General features: G+C 56.1%; 23 protein-coding genes and 1 pseudogene. 14 read left to right on the top strand and 10 right to left on the bottom strand.

What is annotated here, in order from left to right:
* Positions 1 to 118: 118 nt before the first annotated feature.
* From C0058_RS08940 to C0058_RS08910, 6 genes are all read left to right on the top strand, one after another.
* Positions 119 to 598, top strand: coding sequence for a hypothetical protein (locus C0058_RS08940; RefSeq protein WP_102368404.1), 480 nt, complete (start codon positions 119 to 121; stop codon positions 596 to 598).
* 80 nt (positions 599 to 678) lie between these two features.
* The gene (locus C0058_RS08935) at positions 679 to 1,395 is read left to right on the top strand and encodes an HNH endonuclease (RefSeq protein WP_102368403.1); all 717 of its coding nucleotides are present in this window, start codon (positions 679 to 681) and stop codon (positions 1,393 to 1,395) included.
* A gap of 513 nt (positions 1,396 to 1,908) precedes the next feature.
* Positions 1,909 to 2,940 carry a ParA family protein gene (locus C0058_RS08930; RefSeq protein ID WP_102368402.1) on the top strand — a complete coding sequence of 344 codons (1,032 nt, stop codon included), beginning with the start codon at positions 1,909 to 1,911 and terminating at the stop codon, positions 2,938 to 2,940.
* 28 nt (positions 2,941 to 2,968) lie between these two features.
* Entirely contained in the window at positions 2,969 to 3,544 is a 576-nt protein-coding gene (locus tag C0058_RS08925; RefSeq protein WP_256579562.1) for a HEPN domain-containing protein, read from the top strand.
* 1,357 nt (positions 3,545 to 4,901) lie between these two features.
* Positions 4,902 to 6,473, top strand: coding sequence for a colicin-like pore-forming protein (locus C0058_RS08915; protein ID WP_158660276.1), 1,572 nt, complete (start codon positions 4,902 to 4,904; stop codon positions 6,471 to 6,473).
* 67 nt (positions 6,474 to 6,540) lie between these two features.
* Entirely contained in the window at positions 6,541 to 7,098 is a 558-nt protein-coding gene (locus C0058_RS08910; protein ID WP_063032225.1) for a hypothetical protein, read from the top strand.
* Between the two features lie 242 nt (positions 7,099 to 7,340).
* Here C0058_RS08910 and C0058_RS08905 read toward each other — a convergent pair whose 3' ends face one another.
* The gene (locus C0058_RS08905; protein ID WP_102368398.1) at positions 7,341 to 8,393 is read right to left on the bottom strand and encodes a phage portal protein; all 1,053 of its coding nucleotides are present in this window, start codon (positions 8,391 to 8,393) and stop codon (positions 7,341 to 7,343) included.
* A pseudogene (locus tag C0058_RS08900) lies at positions 8,393 to 8,788 on the bottom strand (terminase); the annotation flags it as partial. The gene C0058_RS08905 and the pseudogene C0058_RS08900, both read right to left, overlap by 1 nt.
* 174 nt (positions 8,789 to 8,962) lie before the next feature.
* Here C0058_RS08900 and dusA point away from each other — a divergent pair.
* The gene (gene dusA, locus C0058_RS08895) at positions 8,963 to 9,949 is read left to right on the top strand and encodes a tRNA dihydrouridine(20/20a) synthase DusA (RefSeq protein WP_102368397.1); all 987 of its coding nucleotides are present in this window, start codon (positions 8,963 to 8,965) and stop codon (positions 9,947 to 9,949) included.
* A gap of 302 nt (positions 9,950 to 10,251) precedes the next feature.
* Complete coding sequence (tal, locus tag C0058_RS08890; RefSeq protein ID WP_008437618.1) at positions 10,252 to 11,178, top strand: transaldolase; 927 nt, start codon at positions 10,252 to 10,254, stop codon at positions 11,176 to 11,178.
* A 198-nt stretch (positions 11,179 to 11,376) separates the two neighbouring features.
* Here the strand turns inward: tal and rssC are convergent, their stop codons facing one another.
* The 3 genes from rssC to C0058_RS08875 all read right to left on the bottom strand — a co-directional run bounded on the left by rssC (position 11,377) and on the right by C0058_RS08875 (position 14,076).
* Complete coding sequence (gene rssC / locus C0058_RS08885) at positions 11,377 to 11,859, bottom strand: anti-sigma factor antagonist RssC (RefSeq protein WP_003218919.1); 483 nt, start codon at positions 11,857 to 11,859, stop codon at positions 11,377 to 11,379.
* Entirely contained in the window at positions 11,859 to 13,040 is a 1,182-nt protein-coding gene (gene rssB / locus C0058_RS08880) for a two-component system response regulator RssB (RefSeq protein ID WP_003218921.1), read from the bottom strand. Before rssB ends, rssC begins: the two co-directional genes overlap by 1 nt.
* Positions 13,041 to 13,386: 346 nt before the next feature.
* Positions 13,387 to 14,076 (bottom strand): VacJ family lipoprotein, encoded by a 690-nt coding sequence (locus C0058_RS08875; protein WP_008437615.1) that lies wholly within the window; start codon positions 14,074 to 14,076, stop codon positions 13,387 to 13,389.
* Positions 14,077 to 14,271: 195 nt separating this feature from the next.
* Here C0058_RS08875 and C0058_RS08870 point away from each other — a divergent pair, with 195 nt between their 5' ends.
* On the top strand, positions 14,272 to 14,883 hold the full coding sequence (locus tag C0058_RS08870) for a hypothetical protein (protein WP_008437613.1): 612 nt from the start codon (positions 14,272 to 14,274) through the stop codon (positions 14,881 to 14,883).
* 110 nt (positions 14,884 to 14,993) lie between these two features.
* Positions 14,994 to 15,260, top strand: coding sequence for a DUF4404 family protein (locus tag C0058_RS08865; protein WP_008437612.1), 267 nt, complete (start codon positions 14,994 to 14,996; stop codon positions 15,258 to 15,260).
* Between the two features lie 126 nt (positions 15,261 to 15,386).
* On the opposite strand, the gene queF is transcribed toward C0058_RS08865, so the two are convergent.
* Both queF and C0058_RS08855 read right to left on the bottom strand, forming a co-directional pair.
* Positions 15,387 to 16,217: an NADPH-dependent 7-cyano-7-deazaguanine reductase QueF gene (gene queF / locus C0058_RS08860; RefSeq protein WP_102368396.1), complete on the bottom strand. Its 831-nt coding sequence runs from the start codon at positions 16,215 to 16,217 to the stop codon at positions 15,387 to 15,389.
* A 57-nt stretch (positions 16,218 to 16,274) separates the two neighbouring features.
* Positions 16,275 to 16,799: a plastocyanin/azurin family copper-binding protein gene (locus C0058_RS08855; protein WP_102368395.1), complete on the bottom strand. Its 525-nt coding sequence runs from the start codon at positions 16,797 to 16,799 to the stop codon at positions 16,275 to 16,277.
* A gap of 156 nt (positions 16,800 to 16,955) precedes the next feature.
* Here C0058_RS08855 and C0058_RS08850 point away from each other — a divergent pair, with 156 nt between their 5' ends.
* The gene (locus C0058_RS08850; protein ID WP_003218936.1) at positions 16,956 to 17,636 is read left to right on the top strand and encodes a heavy metal response regulator transcription factor; all 681 of its coding nucleotides are present in this window, start codon (positions 16,956 to 16,958) and stop codon (positions 17,634 to 17,636) included.
* Positions 17,636 to 18,988 carry a heavy metal sensor histidine kinase gene (locus C0058_RS08845; RefSeq protein ID WP_102368394.1) on the top strand — a complete coding sequence of 451 codons (1,353 nt, stop codon included), beginning with the start codon at positions 17,636 to 17,638 and terminating at the stop codon, positions 18,986 to 18,988. Before C0058_RS08850 ends, C0058_RS08845 begins: the two co-directional genes overlap by 1 nt.
* Positions 18,989 to 19,106: 118 nt before the next feature.
* Here C0058_RS08845 and C0058_RS08840 read toward each other — a convergent pair whose 3' ends face one another.
* From C0058_RS08840 to C0058_RS08830, 3 genes are read right to left on the bottom strand one after another with little or no spacing between them, the layout of a single operon-like run.
* Positions 19,107 to 20,351 (bottom strand): lipoprotein-releasing ABC transporter permease subunit, encoded by a 1,245-nt coding sequence (locus C0058_RS08840; RefSeq protein WP_003218940.1) that lies wholly within the window; start codon positions 20,349 to 20,351, stop codon positions 19,107 to 19,109.
* 58 nt (positions 20,352 to 20,409) lie between these two features.
* The gene (gene lolD, locus C0058_RS08835; protein ID WP_003218941.1) at positions 20,410 to 21,093 is read right to left on the bottom strand and encodes a lipoprotein-releasing ABC transporter ATP-binding protein LolD; all 684 of its coding nucleotides are present in this window, start codon (positions 21,091 to 21,093) and stop codon (positions 20,410 to 20,412) included.
* Between the two features lie 7 nt (positions 21,094 to 21,100).
* A complete protein-coding gene (locus C0058_RS08830; RefSeq protein WP_003218943.1) occupies positions 21,101 to 22,351 on the bottom strand; it encodes a lipoprotein-releasing ABC transporter permease subunit in 1,251 nt (416 codons plus the stop codon).
* Between the two features lie 94 nt (positions 22,352 to 22,445).
* Between C0058_RS08830 and C0058_RS08825 the strand changes: the two genes are divergently transcribed.
* Complete coding sequence (locus C0058_RS08825) at positions 22,446 to 23,030, top strand: PilZ domain-containing protein (protein WP_003218944.1); 585 nt, start codon at positions 22,446 to 22,448, stop codon at positions 23,028 to 23,030.
* 66 nt (positions 23,031 to 23,096) lie between these two features.
* A complete protein-coding gene (locus C0058_RS08820) occupies positions 23,097 to 23,819 on the top strand; it encodes a glycerophosphodiester phosphodiesterase family protein (RefSeq protein WP_003218946.1) in 723 nt (240 codons plus the stop codon).
* Positions 23,820 to 23,845: the final 26 nt, after the last annotated feature.

The following is a 23,845-nucleotide window of genomic DNA, read 5'->3' as shown; positions in this document are numbered from 1 at the left end:
TATAGCTAACTGCGTTTACAAATGACAGACATCGGCAAAAAGTGGTCATCGCTTGCGGCAGGCCTTGCCGTTTGATTACGGTGTTTTATAGTGTGGTTTAATTCAGGCGTAAGACGAAATGAATACACTTAAAATAGACATCAGCTCTCTGATCGCGGAAGCGCAGAAGAGCCTCGTGGATGCAGAACCTTGTCCCATCGGCTACTCCGACAGGCACGAACTAGAGAATAATCGGCTTCCACCTTCGCTAGGGACCAGTCCAGTTAACATTTACGCCCTGTGGAAGCGAGAAGAGGGCAAAACTTGGCAACTGATGTACATCGGCCAGAGGAGCTTCAAGTCGGGTTGGTCCCGTATTGCGGAGCACCTCTTCAAGAAGTCAAAAAGGACTCAATCGAAATTGCTCGAAGTTAGAGCTGTAATCGAATCAGGGGCGGAAATCGGAATTACTGCGATTCTAGTGGAGCCGGACTCTATGCGTCTCGCCATCGAAGAGGAGTTGATCAACCGCAACTCGATGTCCGCGGAGCACCTTATCTGGAATCTGAAGGGAAGGACCAAGCTTCCAAAGGTAGGAACCAGGCGCAATACTGTCTAACATGTCGGTCCATGCGTAAGTTACGCCGGCATCCGCAGGCCTAACGTCAGCCGGTTACCTCTAAATTGGACAACCTAGTCATGGCTCGTACTCACGGACACGGCAACCCGAATTGGACGCGCGATGAAACGATTCTCGCGCTCGACCTATACTTCGACTTGAATGGAAAAATCCCCTCCGGCTCGGACGAGCGAGTGAAGGCGCTTTCCGGAATGCTTCGTCGTTTTCCGTATCATGCAGAGGCATCAAGGAAGGAGTCGTTTCGGAACCCCGATGGTGTAGCCTTTAAGCTGCAGAATCTGAAGCAAGTCGCAACCGGTAAAGGGTTGGGCAATGTTTCCGAAACAGACCGTGCGGTTTGGCTGGAATTTGGATCATCACCCAAGAAGACCAAATCTCTAGCCAACCTAATTCGGGCTGGCGTAGTTGCATCTGAGTCTGCAAAGCCAGTAATTGAAGACGTCCAGTTCACTGAGGGGCGTGTCATCACGGAACTGCACTCACGGCGGGAGCGTGAGCCAAAGTTGCGAGAACGCTTGCTTTCATCACGACGTAATTCTGAGCGGTTGTTCTGCGAAATGTGTATTACTCCTGCGCCTTCCTCAAATGAAGCGCTGAGGGAGGCTCACTTTGAAGCCCACCACCTTGTCCCACTAGCGAGCACAGGTGCCCGAATTACGCGCTTATCCGATATGGCTCTGCTATGCGCAAATTGTCATCGTCTTCTTCATCGAGCAATCGCCATCGAGAAGCGCTGGCTTACCGTTGCCGAGGGAAAAGCAGTTTGCGGCGTCTAATGGACCAGTGAATCGGTCCAACAGCCGATCGCATAAGCGGCCCGGACCGCTCGCTTCAACGTTAAAACCCTGGGCAATCTAAGATCTGTGAATGACCACAAAAAAGGTCGCTTGCAGCCGGATACGAGAGCTTGAATTAGAAGCCGCTGCGGTGATGGACTGGAACGTCTAACTCTAGAGACCCCGTCAGCCGTGACCTGTAGCCGTCCGTAGAATAACTAGTACCACCTTTGTACTATCCCCCCCGCCAAGCACGACAGCTCTTCGTTCCTGTCAGCCCATCAGCTTTGCGCAGATCCGCTGCGATGTTTCAGATTTACGAATCAGGGCGATATTGATGGCGAGAGGATACTCACTGCTGGCGCAAAATTTTTGGTGGTCAAATAGCTAAAATTTCGTTTCCTGAGCGATTCAGCTCGCTTAGACTGGCACCGCATCAGCGTCTATCTGACCTCTGAAGCCATCTCAATCCAGATAGAAAATCTTGTAAAACCAACTATTAAGGGACTAAAAATGTCGAAACGACTTGTTGTTTTTAATCACAAGGGCGGAGTTAGCAAAACCACCACTGTTTACAATATCGGCTGGATGCTTTCGAAAAAATACAAAGTACTCGTAGTTGACGCAGATGCACAGTGCAACCTGACGAGCCTAATACTGGGGGATGATTTCGAAAAATATTATCTCGAAGACCAAACACGCCTGCATAATATTAAAGACGGCGTAGCAATGGCATTCCAAGGCAAGCCTCACCCAATCACTGCTGTGAATTGCTTCAGCCCTCAGAAAGCGCCTTCTCTGTACCTTTTAGCTGGGCATGCAAATTTATCAGAATACGATGCATCCCTTACGTTTGCACAAACTTCTAACAACGCACTCTCGACGCTCCAAAACTTGCCTGGTGCTTTTTCAGAACTGCTTCGATTGACTGAGGAAAAGTATTCAATTGATTACACCATAATTGACCTTAACCCTAGCTTAAGTGCAACCAATCAAAACTTTTTCCTTTCTGCTCACGCTTTCGTAATTCCGACCAATCCAGACCCATTTTCCATTATGGCTATCAATACATTAAGGTCAACTTTGCCTCGATGGGCTGAATGGAAAAAAACGGCTGTTCCACTTTTTTCTGAATCAGCCTACCCACTCCTCCCTGGCGTACCAAAATTTTCCGGAAGCCTGATTCAAAGATTTAATATTCGAAACGGTAAAGCTGCTAGACCTTATCGAGACAATATTGATGAAATAAAAACATCTCTTAGTGGTAATTTCTACGACGCAATCGCTAGTGTCGGTATGGTTTTCACGCCTGAGGAGTACGGTGCCGAACTTATAGAAGCACAGTACTGTCTCGCTGAGGTTCCGGACTTCCAAGGGCTACTTCCTAAGGCGCACCAGGCCGGCGTTCCCGTCTTCGAGGTAACAGATGAAGATATTGCAGAGACTGGGCCAGTCCTCGCGGGGCTGCAAACCAAGCGAGAATTATTTAATAAACATTTCATACATATCACCGACAAACTTGTGGGCTTGTTAGCCCATGCGTAACGCCCTCGCTCTCTTTAACGAAAATATCATGAGCGCTCGCCATGCGGGAGGGCTCTATGATTACTTAACTGCATCCGTAACTGTACCTGCTTCCTTTGAAGACTTACTGCGTTCACAAATAGTCTACGCAGTCAGCGCATTCGACAAGCTCATTCATGACCTAGTGCGCATAGGTATGCTAGAGATTTTCACGGGTGCTCGCCCTCCTACTCCGAAGTACTTGTCGGAACCGATTTCAATCCAGATCCACAGCGACTTAATTACTGCATCAATACCCCCAAAGGAACACATTTTTGAACAAGCCATTTTTCGAAAACTAAAAATTGTTTCCTACCAGGATCCAATAAAGGTGGCCGATGGACTAAGCTACATTTGGGATGAAGGTCAAAAATGGCAAAAGATTTCTGAAAAAATGGCACAGCCAGATAGCGTCATTCGAACCACATTAAAATTGATCGCAGACAGGCGAAACACAATCGTCCACGAAGCTGATATTGATCCTTTGACAAATGAAAAACTCAGTATAACTAAGGCAGAGTGTGAGGAGCTAACTGAATTTTTGCACCGCTGTGGCAATGAAATAGCCAAATTAGTAACACGATAAATATTAAGCCTGCAATTTGCAGGCTTTTTTATGGACAGAGCATTAATTGCGCCACACCGCCTTTTCATGAGTAATCAACAGAAGTGCGTATACAAGTCCGGCCTTGTTGGGCTGGTAGAGTCCAAGTTTCCCTATCCGATGATCGTGGCCGCTAGAAAGATAGCGGGGGCTGAACCCAATGCAATTCTGAGCAGCTTGTCCTACCTGGGTGAGATGACGTACGAGGAATTCGGTAAGCCGGATGCCCCACGAGTCGGCTAGTTCGTGTTGCCAATAACGTTGCTTATGTTCAATGGTTCCCCACACCAAGACACGCTCCGACGAGCTTTTGTATTTGGCGGAAACCAGCCCCCGGGAGCCTGGTCTTATGTGCCACTCTCGTACCACTCACCCTCTGAATTAACCTTGGTCTGGCCGCCAAAACCATATCCACATGGTGCTTATCGCTAGTGCCTGTCGCCCCAACCCCAACATCCCCTGTAACCGCCACAGCTGACGCTGTTTGAGTGAGAGTGCGGGCGCGTGAACGTAAAGGTCGTGAGTACTGCGCAATGCAGCACGCAGCTTCAAAAGAACCCCGCCCTAGGCACATCTCGCGTTTTCATGTTGACCCAGGGGAAAGAGGTTAGGAGGGTTAGTTTTTTGCTGGATGCCCTGAAAGCCTTGTTTATTAGGGTTTTTCGAAGAGTTCACAAGGTTAGCTTTTTGGTTAGGTAAGGTTATTTCCTAACCTTTATTAGTGTTAAATATTCAGTATATTAATTCCTTTAAAAACAGTAGCTTACGAAAATATAACCTCTAACCTAACCCAACCTAACCCATCAAAGTTAGGCCTCAACCCCAACAAATACGGGCCGTCCAAGCCCACCCCTCCACTTCGAAAAAAAACTAACCCTTTTCCCGTGCCACCTACTTAATTCAGCAGATCGCGCGTGCTTATAAGCGTTGCGTAAAACCTCCATCCTCGCAGGGTTCCGCAGGTTTCTGCTCCCTCCAAGACGCCAAGCAACCGCCCAGCCTGAGCCGCCGAGAGTGATCCGCAGGTGCGCAGAAAAAACGACTCATTTAGCCCGCAGGCGTGGTGGGGGGACGACGGCGCGCGCCAAGTGCGAGCGAGCTTATCGGGTTGAAATGTTTTGATACGAATGGTTATCAATTGTATGTTGCCATAAATACTGTACATGCATACAGTGCGTGCGACTGCTTACTTCCAAGCAGCAACAGTCACTATCAACAAATTAAAGGGATTTATATGTCTAGCACTGGAACGTACTTAGGCCCACACATCAAAACTGGTCCGAGCTCATATCTACTGGGTCCAATTCCCATCACCGGCCACCTACCCACGATGACTTCGATGTATATGGGCAATGTGGCTTGGGGACTGTATGACGGTCCCCGTCGAGGGGAAGGTAGTGGTTCAGGTAAGCTCAACCCACTCACCCCATTCATGTGGGATGATTTTGTAGGAGAACACAAGTATCTGAAAATCGTTATTGATGAAGAATATACTGGAGTTTTCAACAAACTTTCAGAAACAGTCAAAAATGAAATCGAGCAAAAAAAATTTGTGGCTCGAGGTGGACTCGTACTTTCCCCAATCAACGCGGCTCAGAAGGATCTCGAAACAACTGTTAAAGTTATCAAATCAAAAACCGATGAGTATCAAGCCAAAGTGCCCGCAGCACATGCTCTTTACGGATTGAACCCACTATTCTTGATGGTTGACCTGCCATTTCGAAAGATCTATGAAGGTGTGCATGCAGCAAAGTTCAATGAAGCCCTTGCGGAGATTGATTCAGCTTACAGAGCAGCCCTGGAACTAAAGCGGATTTCGCTAGAAAACACCATCTTGGTGAACCAACTACCGCTGCTAGCCAAAAAAATCGATCAAGCTAAACTCGCTCCAGGCTCCGCGCTAGATCAAACTGCGTCTTGGGTTGGAAATAGTCTATCTGTCATTGATACTGAAAAGGACTTTCAAATTCAGCTACTTCCGTATTTTCTGCAAGAGCATATCGTGAAGTCCGTACCACCTTTAGAAGGTACAACACACTCGCAAGCGCTACAAAACTACCTGACTGCAATAGAAGCCAAGATCAAGATTGAAACAGCAGCCATCGGACCATATAAGTCAGTAAACCGTGACAGCCCTCACATTAAGTCTCCAATGTCCAAACCAGAACTGGAAGCTCTTCATAAACTAGTTGAATTGCAAGCAAACACTGATCTAGGGAAGCGTTGGGCCGACTATCATGATTCGCTTCTTCATTCAGAATCGGTGCGACAACTAACCGATACGGCAAATGCCTTTAAAGACTTGGCCGCGCGAGCAAGAGAGGCTGAAGCGAAAGAACGAGAAGAGAAACAAAAGCAAAATTACATCGACTCTGTAAATTTTGCTGCAGCATCTGGTGAACGCATTCTCCAAAAGTATGGCGCAAACATGAGTAATATTGCTCTCGAGATGCAGGCTAGCATCTCAGGCAGTAAAATCCGAAGCTTCAATGATGCAATGACAACGTTCGAAAAGGTTAGAGTCAATCCAAATACAAGGCTGAGTGCACAAGATACAAAAGCGGTCGTTGACGCGCTCAGAGCTTTAGACAAAGCGACTTTTGCGGACAATGTTACTCGCCTAGGCAAGGCGTTTGGTGTTGTAGGCTACATTTCTCAAGCAAACTCCGTCCGAGAAGCGGCTGCAGTTGGTTTTGAAACTGGCTCTTGGAAACCGCTAATGCTGGAGCTTGAGGCCATGGCGCTAGGCATCGGTGCAGGTGCCTTGCTTGCCGTAATCTTCGCCTTAACGGCTCCTGTATGGAGTAGCACAGCGATTGGAGTGGTAGTTGTAGCAGTTCTAATGGCTGCAATAGCGTCACTATTCAATGCTAAATCTGTAGATAAAATCAACAACTTGGTTCTTAACTGATACGATGGCGCCTTGCTAGGAAATTTGGCAAGGCGCCATCTATTTACGATCCCGGAATGCAAATCAAATGACCAAAAAAACCAAACAATTAATCGAAATGCCATATGCATTTATCGTGCTCACGATAATTCCAATCTTCATTATTGCATTTCTACTACCAACAAGTCCCGAAACACATTTTCATTTGGAGCTAGACACCTTCATTAATGAAAAACTACTTGGACTTGTGGGATTCTGGACATCCAACTCTCCATTTAACTCCAAGCTAATCACAAACTACATCAGTATTTTCGGCCCACTATTCTCCGTTATAACCTTTATAAAAATTCGCAAAACCATGATAATTGACCCTGACCAATACGAAAGCATGACTATCGCGAAATACTCCGCAATATTAATTTCAATTACTGCTTTTATTTTTTTTGCCATCTATGCTTTTTACATGCAGGAAACCGATCTAGGAACTCTCACTCAAAAATGGGGATTCTTAGGTAGGCACATTATTCCCTACGCACTATTTTCTTCCGGCATTCTACTTGTTTTTCATTGTTTCCCGATCATTGCTTACTCCGCGTTCTATTTCATTCCACAACTATTATTGAAGCGTCAAAAACAAAAGCAATGACTCGAAGATTAAATGGTCGAATGAAGATTCCGACCATTTAACTTTTCAAGAATCGCTACTTTGGCGCCGTTTAGATAGCATTTTAAGAGCACCTCTAAAATTTCGTCCTGTCGGCAGTAGTCCCCTTTGCATTATCGCGTGGTTTTGCTAAACAATTCTGACTGTTCACCTTTTGGGCTTATCTTCGTCGGTACTCCGAACGAACAATGCCACCTCAACCCCACGTTAGAACTATGCCATGCTTATTTTCCTCCCGTAGGAAGCTCAAACTCCTTGAAGCTGACAACCTCTTCACCCAGCCACTCGTTGACCTGGGCCAGCCTCGCCTGCAACGGCTCCAGCTCGTTGACCGCCCAAACCTCAGCAGCCTCCCGCAACGACCCAAAACCGCCCGCGTTCTGCGGCACGATGCCCATCAACTGCGGTGGAATGCGCAACGCCGCGAGCAGATCGTCACGGCTGATGTTTTTGATCGAGCTGAATTCGTCCTTGGCCGCGACTTCGCTCACCGGGATGAGCTGAATACCGTCCTTCTTCCCGGCCGGCGCGTACACGAACAGATTTCGAAAGTTGCCTGGCCCTTTCGAGTTCTTCAGCGCGGTGCGCAGTGAGTCGATGTCCTCTTCCTTCTGCGCCGCGTCGGTCATGTACAGGATGAAACCGGCGTGACTGCCGTTGTTGTAGTACTTGCGCCGGAACAGCGTGGCGCTCTCGTTGAGCAACGCACTTTGCAGCGCTGCCAGCCACTCCGGCAGGCCGTAGATCTCCTGGTTGATATCGGCCTCGCGCAAGTGGCAGATCGAACCAGGGGCAAACTCGTGCTCGTCCTTCCAGCCACGCACCTGGTAATAGGTCTCCATGTCCACACCACGGCGCATGTACTTCGCCAGTGGGGGCAACAGGCTCATGGTGTTGCGGAGCATGTTGTTGCGCTTTTCCAGATAGCAGTTGCCACACCAGAGCCAGTCCAGGGCGAACTGCTCAAAGGCCTGACGGCTTAGCAGCCGGTGAGGAACGAACGTGCGGGCGAGCATGTTGCGCTTGAAGTTCAGCCCCGACTGTAGGTAAACGCTGGCCCGGGTCGTTTTCGCCAGGCCGTCCATGGACATCGGTGTTTCAAACCATCGCCCATTGGCCCAGCACTCCAGGTAGTCGAGGATCTCCCGGCTATCCAGCACGGGGGCGGGATCACCGAAAGTGAACGCTTCAACCGGCCCGGACTCAGGCGGCAGCAAGTCCCCTTCAACGGGTGGCTGAGCGGTGGCCAGCTGGGTTCCGCGCTTACGTCTGCTCATCAGTAGGACTCCATAAATCCGGTATTCGCCGTGGTCTGCCCTTCAAGGGGTTCGTTGTGCAGTGCGTGGAACAGCGCCCACGCCAGGTCGGCATGGCCCGTCTCGTCTGTGCGACCGGCCGTGTAAGTGAACATGCGCCCGGAGGCGGTGATTGTTTTGCGGATAGCCATCAATGACTGGGCCATATCCGTCCAGCCTGCATCGAATTCCAGACGGCCGTTTTTGATGACGTCATAAGCCTTCAGCACCAGGCGGGTTTTGACTTCGGGTGAGTAGCTGAACGTGGTGATGTTCGGGAAGAACTGCTTCACCAGCTGCGCCACGCCGGAACCCGTGCCGGTGATATCGATCCCGATGTAGGTCACCCAGTAGCGTCTGGAGACCTGGCGAACGGATATCGGGGTAAGACCACGATATATGACGCAATGGTCGGCTTCTGATCCTCGGCATATTTCACACGCGTTAACGTTACGTGCGACATGGTCAGGAGCGCATCACACACCTCCCCGACACCCGCGATGCTTCCCTGATAAACTGCACACCATTCGCCTCGTTGACTCAGATCTCCAATGCCCATACAAACCGCTCCACTCTCCCGCCGCTTCTCCGTCGCCCCGATGATGGATTGGACTGACAGGCACTGCAGGTACTTCCTGCGCCTGCTGTCCAAAAACGCCCTCCTCTACACCGAGATGGTCACCACCGGCGCAATCCTCCACGGCGACCACGAACGTTTCCTGCGCCACAACGAGGCCGAGCATCCACTCGCCTTGCAGTTGGGTGGTAGCGTCCCCGCTGACCTGGCCGCCTGCGCCCGCATGGCCCAGGACGCCGGCTACGACGAGGTGAACCTCAACGTCGGCTGCCCCAGCGACCGGGTGCAAAACAACATGATTGGCGCGATCCTGATGGCACACCCTGCGTTGGTGGCGGATTGCGTAAAGGCGATGCAGGACGCGGTCTCGATCCCGGTAACGGTTAAGCACCGCATCGGCATCAACGGCCGGGACAGTTACGCCGAGCTGTGCGATTTCGTTGGCCAGGTGAAGGACGCGGGCTGCACCAGTTTTACCGTGCATGCGCGAATCGCCATTCTGGAAGGGCTGTCACCGAAGGAAAATCGGGACATCCCGCCCTTGCGCTACGACGTTGCCGCCCAGTTGAAGCAGGATTTCCCTGAACTGGAGATCATCCTCAACGGCGGCATCAAGACCCTCGAACAGTGCCAGGAGCATTTGCAGACCTTCGACGGCGTGATGCTGGGCCGCGAGGCTTATCACAATCCGTATTTGCTGGCCGAGGTGGATCAGCAGCTGTTTGGCAGCACGGCACCAGTGATCACCCGCGCCGAGGCGTTGGCGCAGTTGCGTCCTTATATAGCCGAACACCTGGCGACAGGTGGCTCGATGCATCACATCACGCGCCACGCACTGGGGCTGGGGACGGGTTTCCCGGGGGCGCGGAAGTTTCGGCAGTTGTTGTCAGTGGATATTCATAAGGCCAGTGATCCGCTGGCGTTGCTGGATAAGGCCGGGGAGTTGTTGGAGGGGCGGTGATTTGGGTGTCAGTGGGTTTATTGGGTGGCTGACACGACGCCTTCGCGAGCAAGCCCGCTCCCACATTTGGAGGGGGGGATGTCAGGAAGATGGGGCAAGGCTGCTCCCACCGTTTGATCGGGTGGTCATCGGGCAGTTGGGTTGAACCTGCTGGCTGTTTTGGCCTCCTATTGAGCATTGGCCGGTGATTCAAACGGCTGTTTTCAGGTTGTTGCCCTCGCAAACGATCGAATGCATTTGCGCCCTTGAGCGGCTGTCAGCGCTCGGGTAATGTCATCAGACCCACAGGACAGAGCACGCCCATGACTTCCAAGCTGGAACAACTCAAGCAATTCACCACTGTAGTAGCCGATACCGGCGATTTTTCTACCCTCGCCAAGCTCAAGCCGCAAGACGCCACTACCAACCCTTCCCTGCTGCTCAAGGCCGCGTCGATCCCAGGCTATGCCAAGCTGCTGGACGAGGCTGTTGCCGACTGCAACGGCGATGTAGGCCTGGCCAGCGACCGTTTTGCGGTAGCTGTCGGCCAGGAAATCCTGAAAGTGGTGCCCGGCCGCATTTCCACCGAGGTGGATGCCCGCTTGTCGTTCGATACCGACGCGGTACTCAAGCGCGCCCATCGCCTGATCGACCTGTACGACAAGGCCGGCATTGGCCGTGACCGCGTGCTGATCAAGATCGCTTCCACCTGGGAAGGCATCCGCGCCGCCGAGCAGCTGGAAAAGGAAGGCATTCAGACCAACCTGACGCTGCTGTTCTCCTTCGCCCAGGCCGTGGCTTGCGCCGAAGCCGGCGTGTTCCTGATTTCGCCGTTCGTGGGCCGTATCTACGACTGGTACAAGAAGGCCAACGGCAACGACTACACCGGCTCCGAAGATCCGGGCGTGCAGTCGGTGACGCGCATCTACAACTACTACAAGGCCAATGGCTACAAGACCGTGGTAATGGGTGCAAGCTTCCGTAACCTGAGCCAGATCGAAGAGCTGGCTGGTTGCGACCGTCTGACCATCAGCCCGGACCTGCTGGAAAAACTCGCAGCCGACAACGGCAAGCTGGAACGCAAATTGTCGCCAGGCCATGCGGGCGAAGCTCGTGTGCACTTGACCGAAGCGCAGTTCCGTTGGGAATCCAACGAAGATGCGATGGCCACCGAGAAACTGGCCGAGGGCATTCGTCAGTTCGCCCGCGACCAGGAAAAACTCGAAGCGCTGTTGACCGCCAAGCTCTAAAAACGGCGGCGACAAAAAGGGCGGCACCTGTGAGGGTGCCGCCCTTTTTTTGTATTAGCCGATTTCGAGCCGAACTCAGTTAAAAATGTGGGAGGGGGCTTGCTCCCGAATACAGGCGTCAGTCGCTACATTCACTACTGACCCGCCGCTTTCGGGAGCAAGCCCCCTCCCACACTTTGACAGTGTTTCAGCTGGAAATTAGTGCCGCTCCAGCGCATTCACCAGGTCGTGGAACGCCTCGCGGTTGGAGTCGTTCAAGCCCATCAGGATCTTGTGGGCTTCCAGTACCTTGACCCGTACCACTTCCTCGGACTGGTCCTGGGACGGCAGGTCGGTCAGGCATTCCGGGCACGGGATCGGGCGGTCAACGATGTTGAAAACTTGATCGAAGCCCATGGACTGCAACAGACGGGTGATGTCTTCGTGGGTGGTGACGACGGTCGGCAGCAGTCCGACCTTCTGCCGAGACAGAATGGACAACTTGGCCAACAGCCCAAGGGTGGTGCTATCGATGCTGCGGGTTTCGGTCAGATCGATCACGATCGCCGAGAAATTCAAGGCTGTGAAGATCCGCTCAATCGTCGCATCCAGCGCCGAACACAAGGTCAGGCGCACTTCACCGACAAACTTCAGGACAAAAGTCCCGTCTTGCTCGGCGAATTGGATTCTTCCGGTACTCATCAAAGATTCCTGCTCAACACCAATAGGGCGATATCATCCGGCATCTCCCCTAGCGTGGCCAATCCAAAAACCTGCCGCAGGCCATCCAGGCTGCCGCCCGCCGACCTGACCCGTTGGGGCAAGGCGGCTTCTTTCTCTTTGAGTGTAGGCTCTGGCAAAAGGTCCAGGATACCGTCGGACATCAGCGTCAGGCTGAACGTCGGCGGCAATTCCAGGATGTGGTCTTCGTAGGTGGCTTCATTGAACAAGCCAACCGGCAAACCACGCCCTTCCAGGTAGCGCACACTGTCTGGAGTGTATAAAACCGGCAATGGCAGGTGACCGCCAATGCTGTAGGTCAAAAGACCTGTTTCTTCATCAATCACGCCGCCGACCATCGTCACGTGCTTGCCCAGCTTGCAGCTGATCAGGCCCCGGTTGATGTGGCCCAGCACTTGCGAAGGGGTGAACTCCGGCAAGGTGCCATTGCGCTTGGACTCGAACAACAGCCGTGTAGTCATGAACTTCAACAACACGGTCACGAATGCAGAGGAGGCGCCGTGGCCGGAAACGTCGGCCAGGTAGAACGCGACACGCCGCTCATCAACGCGGAAGTAGTCGACGAAATCACCCGACAGGTACAGCGACGGGATGATCTGGTGGGCAAACTTGAACTCGTCGATGCTCCACGGGCTCACCGGCAGCATGTTCATCTGCACCTGGCGACCGGCGTTCTGGTCTTCCTGGAGCAGGTTCAGGCTGGCTTCGAGTTCGCGGTTGGCGGTTTCGAGCTTTTCACGGTAACGCTGGTTTTCCAGCAGCAGCCGTGCACGATCCAGGGCACGACGCACCGAGTGCTCCAGCACAGCCAGGTCTTCCAGGGGCTTGATCAGGTAGTCGGCAGCGCCGAGGCGCAAGGCCTCGACGGCATCGTTCATCACGCCGGCACCGGACACGACAATCACCGGCGTCTGCGGGGCGATGTCGGTCACCTGGCGGATCAGCTCAAGGCCGCCCACCTGGGGCATGCGCAGGTCGCAGATCACAAGGTCGGGCTTGTCGCGCTCGAATACCTGGAGACCCTGGAGGCCGTTGCTGGCCTGCAGGACGCTGAAGCCACTGTCTTCCAAATAGGCCGCAAGACTCGCGCGCACTACTTCGTCGTCATCGATTATCAGCAGCGTGGCACTGGTTTTCTGCATGTGGGCAAACGGCGCCAGAATTAGGTTGGCGTAGGCAGCTCGACAATGGCCGGGCTTACTACTGGATTCGCTTTCTAGCCTCTCTGTCCTACAAAACGCCGAGTTATTGCCGACGCACAAAGGTAAAGCAGAGGTGCCCTTCTAAGGCGCAGACGGTACTCCCATCCGCCAGGGGTTTCAAGCTCACGGCGATGGTCGCCGGGCGTCTTTACATCGCAAATCACCAGTAGTTATAAGAACGCATAAAACCGCGACTTAAAGTAAGCACGTAACCCACGGATAAACCTCGAATGCCGCCCACAAAAAAGGCGACCCGAGGGCCGCCTTCTTCTTTCAAGCCTGGGGCTTAAAAGTCGTCTACAACCTTGCCATCCTTGACCTTGAACTCACGGTTCTGCAAGTAGGCGTTGCGGATGAAGGTGTATTTGTCGCCGCTGATCAGCTTCTCGGAGGACAGCAGGCTGGCACGCGTGTCGACGATATTCAGGCCGAAGGTGCTGTTGCGCCAGCCGATATCGTTCATGTAGCGGTATGGCTGGGTGTAGCTGTCCACGTATTTGGACGGCGCGTCACGCAGGGTGCTTGGGCCCAGCAGTGGCAGCATCACGTAAGGACCGCTGTCGACGCCCCAGTAGCCGAGAGTCTGGCCGAAGTCTTCGTCGTTGCGTTGCAGCCCCATTTTGGTGCCGACATCAACGAAACCCAGCACGCCGAACGTGGTGTTCATCAGCAAGCGGGCAGTGTCGACGCCTGCAGCGTGGGGCTTGAGTTGCAGCACGTCGTTGGCAAAGTTGCCGACGTCGCCGATGTTGCGGAAGAAGTTGTGGATCCCGTCCTGCACGAACTGCGGGGTCACGAACTGATAGCCTTGAGCCAATGGCTTGAGGGCATAGGTATCAACGGTATCGTTGAAGGTGAAGATCGGGCGGTTGACGCTTTCCCATGGATCATCTTCCGAGGCCGCCTGGGCTACGAAAGGAACCAGCAAAATACTCGCACATACGGACAGCTGAGCTAGACATTGGCTCCAGCGCATAGCTTGAACTCCTTGAATGGTCTGTCATGGGCGCTATGCCCTGAATGAGGCCGTCAGTATATGACGGAAGTGTCAGATTAGGCAGCCTTGCAGAAATGTCATTCAGCAAATGCACAAAATTCCTACAATTGCTGCGGGTGTAACTTGCTTGTCACCCAAGTCCGTTAGCGTCACTGCTATTTCAGGGACGTCGAAATGCCACACGCCGAGATTGTTAGTGCCAGCACCCCGTCCTTGACGGCCGTACTGTTCGGGCTTAGTGGCTGCCTGGTGGACTTTGGTTCCCAGGCCCGCGCCGATTCCGCGCCTTCCAGCGATACCCATGCCACTGTCGGCGCCCTGAAGATCCTGCGCAGCCTCGAAGAACAGCGCGTCCCTTGTGCATGGCTGGACGAGTTGCCGGCGTCGGTTTCCACACCGCTGGCCGCCGGGCTACCCCGCTGGATCAAGGCTGCCAAGCCCTCCTCCACCCGCTGGCCGGCGCCTCACGCCTGCTGGCAGGCCCTGATGGAACTGAATATCGAACGCCTGGAAGGCTGCGTCCTGGTCAGCGGCGAGCCACGCCTGCTGCAATCGGGGCTCAATGCCGGGCTGTGGACCATCGGCCTGGCGTCCTGTGGCTCACTGTGCGGGCTTTCGCCGCAGCAATGGCAAGCACTCACCGAGAAGGAACGCGAGCATAAGCGCGCCAAAGCCACTGTCGCGCTCTATGGCCTAGGCGTGCATTCGGTGATTGACCACCTGGGCGAACTGCAGACCTGCCTGGCCGACATCAGTCTGCGCCAGCTTAAGGGCGAGAAGCCCTGATCGAGATCATGCACAGTCGGCGCCAGTGGATTAATCTACAGGTCAGCCCATAGACCTTTCCCGGCGTGCCGCGGTCTATGTCAGTGCCTATCGATAAAAGGAAGAACGCCATGCCTGCCCGCGAACAACTGCAAGAACAGGTCAAAATTTTGCGCGAGCAATTGGATCAGAATCCAGAAATGCCCCTCGAACAGCGCGAAGAGCTGCGAGACTTGATTGCTGAACTGGAAGTTCAGGAGCCACTGGAAGGTGCCATTCAGGATCCAAGCATCGCCGACGGTGTGAACCTGGCGGTAGAACGCTTCGAACTGGAGCACCCGGGCATTGCCGGGACCTTGCGCAATATTGTGGTGACCCTGGGCAACATCGGGATCTAATAGTCGGACACCTATCAAATGTGGGAGCGGGCTTGCTCGCGAATGCGGTCCGTCAGCTGATACATATGCTGGCTGATACACCGCTTTCGCGAGCAAGCCCGCTCCCACATTTATTTTGGGTGAAAGCTACTGTCGAGCCAGGCGCAGGTTCTGGAACTGCAGATCTTCCGTACTGCGGTACGGGTTGATATCGAGCCCGCCACGCCGCACATAGCGCGCATACACCGTCAGTTTCTGCGGCTTGAGCAAGCGCTGCAGGTCGAGAAAGATCCGCTCCACGCACTGTTCATGGAAGTCCGAGTGCTGGCGGAAGCTCACCAGGTATTCCAGCAGGCTGGCATGATCCAGCGCCGCGCCGCGGTACTCCACCGCCACACTGCCCCAGTCAGGCTGGCTGGTCACCGGGCAGTTGGACTTGAGCAGATGACTGTGGACGCTCTCCTCCACCACGCGCGAATCGTCGCAACGCAACAGTTCCGGGCGCGGGTGCTCGTAGTTGCTGACGGTAATGTCCAGGTCATCAATGCACACACCCGGCAACGCGACCACGCCTTCGGCTTCAACCTCGCCCAGGCTGCGGATGCGCACGCCAACCGGCTTGCCGGCCGCCGCACTCAGGTCGGTGCGCAACGTCGCTTCAAGGCTTTGCACATCGGCAAACGCGGTTTGGTTCAGCGAGTTGAGGTACAACTTGAACGACTTCGACTCGATGATGTTCGGCGAGTCGGCCGGGATACTGAATTCACCGATGGCCACCACGGGTTTGCCGGAGGGCAGCAGCCAGGACAGTTCGAAGCAGTTCCAGAAATCCACGCCTTTATACGGCAGGGTCTCGGCACTCAGGCCCAGCTCGGCCCACTTGGCGGCGCGAGGAATCGGGAACAGCAACGACGGGGTGTAGGTGGAGATGTATTCACTGGACTTGCCCAGCGGCGAATGTTCGGCTGCGGGATGCATGGCGGAAACCTGGCTAAATAAACGCCGCCATTCTACCCGCCTTTGCCCGTCAATGGCTTACTGGCTGACGGTCAGCTTGCCGACCATGCCCGCCTGGTAATGCCCCGGAATGTTGCAGGCAAACTCCAAGCCGGTGGCCTTGGTGAAGGTCCAGGTCAGCTCGGCGGTCTTGCCTGGCTCTACCAGCACGCTGTTGGGGTCGTCGTGTTTCATGCCGCCCATGTCGCCGTGGCCCATCGCACTGTGGTCCATTTTGCCCATGCCGGTGGCCGTCAGCATGCCGCTGGCCTGCATCTTGAGCATTTCTTGCTGATGCGCGGCGTGCATCGCAGCGTCGCCAATATTGAACTCGTGGAGCAACTGGCCTTTGTTGACCAGCACAAAGCGCACGGTCTCACCGGCTTTTACATCGATGGCCTTGGGCGAAAAGGAAATGTCCTGCAGCACCACTTCCACCGTGCGCGTGGCCTTGGCGGCGGGCGCAGCCTCACCGAAGGCGAAGGTTTCAGCCGGGGAAGCCAGCGCCGGAAGACTCAGCGCCATCAGGCAGCCAGCCAACAGCCAGGATTTACGTAAAAACATGCTCACACTCCAAAGGTTCGGAATCAGTCTGTGGGACACTTTACGAACGCGCCGCTGCCAGCCAGCTGACGGCCAGATTACAACTTTGTCAGCTTGAGCCTGCTGCCGGATGTGCGCGGTATAACGTCTGTGTTCCCGTAAAACCATGAGCCGCCCATGAAACTGCTGATCGTCGAAGACCAACCGAAAACCGGCCACTACCTGCGCCAGGGGCTGGCCGAGGCCGGATTCAACACCGAGCTGGTGGCCGACGGCACCAGCGGCCAGCACCTGGCGCTGACCGGTGACTACGACCTGTTGATCCTCGATGTGATGCTGCCAGGTCGCGATGGCTGGCAGATCCTCCAGGCCGTACGCAACGCCGGGCTCGACATGCCGGTACTGTTCCTTACCGCGCGGGACGCCGTGGAAGACCGGGTGCATGGCCTGGAACTGGGCGCCGACGATTACCTGGTCAAGCCCTTCGCCTTCTCCGAACTGCTGGCCCGGGTGCGTAGCCTGTTACGCCGTGGCAGCAGCCCACCCCAGGAAACCAGCCTGCAACTGGCCGACCTGCGCATGGACCTGATCCGCCGCCGGGTAGAGCGCGACGGCCAGCGCATCGACCTGACGGCCAAGGAGTTTTCCCTGCTGGAACTGCTGCTGCGGCGCCAGGGCGAAGTACTGCCCAAGTCGCTGATTGCCTCCCAGGTGTGGGACATGAACTTCGACAGCGATACCAACATCATCGAAGTCGCGATCCGCCGCCTGCGCCTGAAGGTCGACGATAACTTCCCCAACAAGTTGATCCACACCGTGCGGGGCATGGGCTACGTGCTTGAGGAGCGGTTCAGTTGATGAAACGGATTTCCCTGACCAGCCGCCTGGCACTGCTGTTTGCTGGCTGTACCGCCGTGGTTTCATTGCTGGCCGGCGTGCTGTTCAACCATGCCAGCGAGGCGCACTTTATCGAGCTGGACCAGCAGTTGCTCGACGGCAAGCTGATAGCGCTGCGCAGCACATTGCAAGGTGCCGACACGCCAGAACGATTTGCCTTACGAGAAACAACGCTGCGAGAAGAACTCAATCGCCAGCCCGACCTGGCCCTGCGCATCACCGCCGGCGATCAGCGCTGGTTCGACGGCGCTCCCGGCATCACCCTGCCCCAGGCGCCTGGCCTGCACAGCGTGCAGAACGCCGGCACCGATTACCGCGTGTACAACGCGCCGCTTATTCCTGGAAACGCTGACTCGCCACGCCTGACGCTGATGCTCGACATCACCCACCATCAACACTTCCTGCAACGCATGCAGCATCTGATCTGGCTGACCGTCGGCCTTTCCGCCCTGGCCACCGCCCTGCTCGGCGCCTGGGCCGCCCGCAGCGGGTTGCGACCGCTGAGGCGCATGAGCGAAGTCGCCAGCGGCGTCTCTGCCCACTCCCTGACCCAGCGCCTGCCCCAGGAACAAATGCCCGCCGAACTGGCGGAACTCGCCCAGTCCTTCAACGCGATGCTTGGGCGCCTGGACGATGCCTTCCAGCGCCTTTCGGCGTTTTCTGCCGACATCGCCCATGAACTGCGCACGCCACTGTCGAATTTGCTGACACAGACCCAAGTCATCCTCACGCAGCCACGGGCGCTGGAGGACTACCGCGAAGCCCTGCACAGCAACCTGGAAGAACTGCAATGGATGGCGCAGTTGGTCAACGACATGCTGTACCTGGCCAAGGCGGACCATGGGCTGCTGGTGCCCAAGCGCGAAACCCTGGTGCTGGCGGACGAGGTGGAGGCATTGCTGGAATTTTTCGCGCCGCTGGCGGAGGACGTCCAGGTGCGGCTGGTTCGGGAAGGCAGCGCCAGCACTTCAGGTGACCGCAGCATGTTGCGCCGGGCGATTTCCAACCTGCTGGATAACGCGTTGCGGTTCACCCCTCCGGGTGGCGAAGTCAGCGTGCGGATTGTCGAGGGGATGCAAGGCGTGACGCTGAGTGTGGAAAACACCGGGGAAGGCATTCCCGAGGCATTGTTGCCACGGTTGTTTGACCGGTTTTACCGGGCAGATCCGGCGCGTCATGAAGGGAGCAGCGAACATGCGGGGCTGGGTTTGGCGATTACCCAGTCGATTGTGCGGGCCCATGGGGGGCGGATTTTCTGTGAGTCGGGGGCGGGATGGGCGAGGTTTGTGATGGAGTTGCCGCAGGGGTATTGATGCAAGCTGTAGCGGCCCTTTCGCGAGCAAGCCCGCTCCCACATTTTGACCGGGTGCATTCAGGAAGAACGCGGTCAAAATGTGGGAGCGGGCTTGCTCGCGAAGGCGGTCTTAAGAATTACGAATACCTGAGGGCATGCGCCGGCTCAATCTTCGCCGCGCGATACGCCGGATAGATGGTCGCCAAAAAGCTCAACACAAACCCCGCCGAGCAAATCAGCAACACATCCCCACCCTGCAACTGCGAAGGCAGGTTGCTGACGAAATACACGTCCGAACTGAAGATATGCTGCCCGGTCACCCGTTCCAGCCAACCCACCAGTTCACTGACGTTCAGCGCCGCAATCACGCCGAGGATGCCACCGATCAAGGTACCGACGATCCCGATCACCGTCCCCTGCACCATGAAGATCGCCATGATCTGCCGCGGCGTGGCGCCAATGGTGCGCAGGATCGCAATGTCGGCGCCCTTGTCGTTCACCACCATGATCAAGGTCGCGATGATGTTGAACGCTGCCACGGCAACGATCATCAGCAACAGCAGGCCGATCATGGTTTTTTCCATCTTCATCGCGCTGAACAGGCTGCCCTGGGTGTGGGTCCAGTCGTCGGCCTTGTAGTCGGCGCCGAGGCTGGCGGCGATATCCGCCGAGACCTTGGGTGCGGCATACAAGTCTTTCACCGCCAGGCGCACGCTTTGCACCTGGTTCGGCTCCCAATGCTGTATCTCGGCGGCGTCGGCCATGTGGATCAGGGCCATGGAGCCATCCAGCTCCGCGCCCACCTTGAACACACCCACCACGTTCAAACGCTGCATACGCGGGGTGATGCCACCGGGCGCACTGCTGATTTCCGGCACGATCAGGGTCAGCTTGTCACCGACATTCAGGCGAAAACGCCGGGCGGTGATTTCGCCGATCACCACACCGAACTCACCTGGCTTCAGGTCTTCCAGATGGCCCTGGACAATGTGCTGGGCCACGATCGACACCTTGCCTTCCTGGGCCGGATCAACGCCACTGATCTCGATCGGCTGCATCGCGCCCTTGTAGGAGAGCATGCCGTCCATCTGTGTGAACGGTACAGCAGCAGTGACTTCCGGATTCTTCATCGCGGCATCTGCCACCGGCTGCCAGTCGCTGATGGGCTTCACGCCAACGATGGTCGCGTGGGGCACCATGCCGAGGATGCGTGAGCTCATTTCCCGCTGGAAACCGTTCATTACCGACAACACCACGATCATCGCCAGCACGCCGAGGGCGAGGCCGATCATCGAGGTCATCGAGATAAACGAAACAAAACGGTTGCGGCGCTTGGCGCGGGTATAGCGCGTGCCGATGAAAATCGATAACGGTCTGAACATTCGCGGGCACCGTTGAAAAAATAGAAAACCCGGCGCCGGGCGCCGGGCTTGAAACAGGTCAGATGGCGACCAGATGACCTTCCTGCAGGTGCAACACACGGTCCATCTGGCGGGCCATGCTCATGTCATGGGTCACCACCAGGAACGCGGTGCGCATCTGGGTGCTCAACTCCAGCATCAAGTCCTTGATGCCCTGGGCGGTGTGGGAGTCGAGGTTGCCGGTCGGCTCGTCGAGCATCACCAGGCCCGGGTTGTTGACCAGGGCACGGGCAATCGCCACACGCTGGCGCTCGCCGCCGGACAACTCAGCCGGTTTGTGCTCCAGGCGATGACCCAGGCCGACGCGCTCCAGCAACGCCTGGGCACGCTGGCGTGCTTCCGGGATCGCGGTCTTGCCGATCAACAGCGGCATGCAGACGTTTTCCAGGGCGGTGAACTCGGGCAGCAAGTGGTGGAACTGGTACACAAAACCCAGCGAACGGTTGCGCAACTGGCCACGGGCCTTCTCGCCCAGGGCCGACAACTCTTCGCCGGCCAGCCAGACGCTGCCCTGGGACGGCGTATCAAGGCCGCCCAACAGGTTGAGCAAGGTACTTTTACCGGAACCGGAACTGCCGACGATCGCCACGCGTTCGCCCGGGTGCAGTTCCAGCTGCAGGTTGGACAGCACCACCACGGACTCCGGGCCTTCCTCGTAGGATTTGCCCAGGTTGCGGCAGCTCAGGATTGCTTTTTCACTCATGCCCGATTCACTCATAACGTAAAGCCTGCGCCGGCTGGGTACGTGCCGCGCGCCAGGCTGGATACAGGGTGGCAAGGAAACTCAGGACCAACGCGGCGCCGCCGACCATCAATACGTCCTGGCTCTGCACCTGGGACGGCAAGTAGTCGATGAAGTAGACGTCGGAGTTCAAGAATTTGTGGCCGATCAACACTTCCAGCCCGGCGATAGCAGCGCTGACGTTCAGCGCGGCGAGAATCCCCACCACGGTGCCGATCAAGGTGCCGACGACACCGATCACCGTGCCCTGGACCATGAAGATCGCCATGATCTGCCCCGGCGTGGCGCCAAGGGTGCGCAGGATCGCGATGTCGCCCTTCTTGTCGTTCACCACCATCACCAGCGTGGAGATGATGTTGAAGGCGGCGACGGCGACGATCAGCAGCAACAGCAAGCCGATCATGGCTTTTTCCATGCGGATGGCCTGGTACAGGTTGCCGTGGGTACGGGTCCAGTCGCGGGCGTAGTACTGGTTTTCACCCAGGTGCTGGGCGATTTCCCACGAGGTACGCGGCGCGTCGAACAGGTCGTTGAATTTCAGGCGCAAGCCCTGGACCTGGTCCGGCTTCCAGCGATGCAGGCGGGCCAGGTCGGTCAGGTTGGTCAGGCCCAGGTAGCCGTCGATCTCACCGGCGCCGACATGGAAGATGCCGACCACGGTAAAGCGCTTCATGCGCGGGAACATGCCCGCCGGAGTCACGGTGACTTCCGGCGCGACGAAGGTCAGCTTGTCGCCGATGCCCACGCCGAGCTTGGCCGCCGCCTTGTCGCCGATAGCGATGCCAAAGCTGCCGGGCGACAAGTCGTCCAGTTTACCCTGTTGCATGAAGTTATCGATGATCGAGACATTGCGTTCCTGCGCCGGGTCGATGGCATTGAGCAGGACTTTCTGCACCTTGCCGTCATTGGTCAACAGGCCCTGCATCTGGGTGAAGGGCGCAACCGCCAGCACTTTGGGGTTCTGCTTGACCTTCGCGGCCAGGCTTTGCCAGTCGCTGATGGGCTCACCCGACTCGATGGTCGCGTGGGGCACCATGCCCAGCACGCGGGTGCGCATCTCATGATCGAAGCCGTTCATCACCGACAGCACCACAATCATCACGACAACGCCAAGGGCGAGCCCGATCATCGAGGTCAGGGAAATGAACGACACAAAATGATTGCGACGTTTTGCACGGGTATAACGCGTGCCAATAAATACGAAGAGAGGTCTGAACATGTCGGGGCTTGTTCGGAGGAAAAGAAGACGTCCTTGTGGCGGGGTCAGGTAAGCAGCTTTACACTCAGACCATCACCGCTGCCTTGGGTTCGCCATGTCGACATTAGATGAAGAAGATCGCCGCGAATACTACCGTATCGAGGACATGATCGCACTGGAAATTACCCCACTGTCGGGCCCGGAAGCGCTGAGCAAGGAAGTGTTGCTGGATGATTCGCCGCTGTTCAATCTGCTCAGCGAGTTGCACCTGAGTGAATTTGAATCCCAGCACTTGCTGCGCCAGATCGGCGAGCGGGACCGCACCCTGGCCGCCTTCCTCAAAGTGCAGAACAAACGCATGGATTTGCTCAGCCAGATCATGGCGCAAAGCCTGCTGGGCGAGATCGGTACGCCGCAGCCCGTGGTCATTTCCGAAGGCGGCATCGAGTTCCTGAACCCCACGGCGATCCAGCCCGACAGCCACCTGGCGGTCAAGCTGGTGCTGATGCCGCAAGCCCTCGGGCTGTTGCTGCGAGCCAAGGTTACCCATTGCGATGCCAAGACCGGTGGCTTTGAAATCGGCACGGAATTCGAAGCCATGACCGATGCCCAACGCCAGTTGCTGGCACGCTATATCCTGCAGAAACAGGCCCAGGAACGGCGCCTGGCGCGGGAAAAAAGCGACGAATCCGACACCTGAATACGATCATTGAATGGCGCGTCGCGTCATCCATCCAGCCAGGAACCCTGGCGTAAAGGAGCAACTGTGACCCTGATTTATGGCCACCGCGGTGCCAAAGGCGAAGCACCGGAAAACACCCTGACCAGCTTCCAGGAATGCCTCAAGCACGGCGTGCGCCGCTGCGAACTGGATTTGCACCTGTCCATGGACGGCGAGCTGATGGTCATCCACGACCCGACGCTCAAGCGCACCACCGACCGGCGCGGCAAGGTCGTCGAGTATTCAGCCGCCGACCTGGTCAAGATGGACGCGCGCAAAGGCGGCCCGGGCTGGGTCAACCCTTGCCCGATCCCACGACTGGAAGAGCTGTTCGAACAGTGCGACTTCGACCACTGGCAACTGGAAGTCAAAAGCGCATCGCGCACCCGTGCGGCAACCACCGTGCTGGCGATCCGTGAAATGGCTCAGCGTTTCGGGCTGATGGACAAGGTCACCGTGACCTCAAGCTCGCGGGAAGTGTTGAAAGCGGCGCTGGACCTCACCCCGGACCTGTCCCGCGGGCTGGTAGCCGAATACGCCTGGCTCGACCCGTTGAAGGTCGCGGCCAACTATGGCTGTGAGATTCTGGCGTTGAACTGGACGTTGTGCACCCCTGAGCGTCTGGAAAAAGCCCAGCGCCAGGGTTTGCACGTGTCCGTGTGGACCGTCAACGAACCCGCGCTGATGCGCAGGCTCGCCGACTTCGGCGTAGATAGCCTGATTACAGACTTTCCCGGTTTGGCCACTGCCACCCTCGGGAATTACTGAAATCGGTCTCCCCGGCCGGCTCAGGC

This window comes from Pseudomonas sp. NC02 (genome assembly GCF_002874965.1).
Classification (GTDB): domain Bacteria; phylum Pseudomonadota; class Gammaproteobacteria; order Pseudomonadales; family Pseudomonadaceae; genus Aquipseudomonas.
Note: the sequence above shows the minus strand (reverse complement) of the source record. Positions and strands in the feature narration are given on the sequence as shown.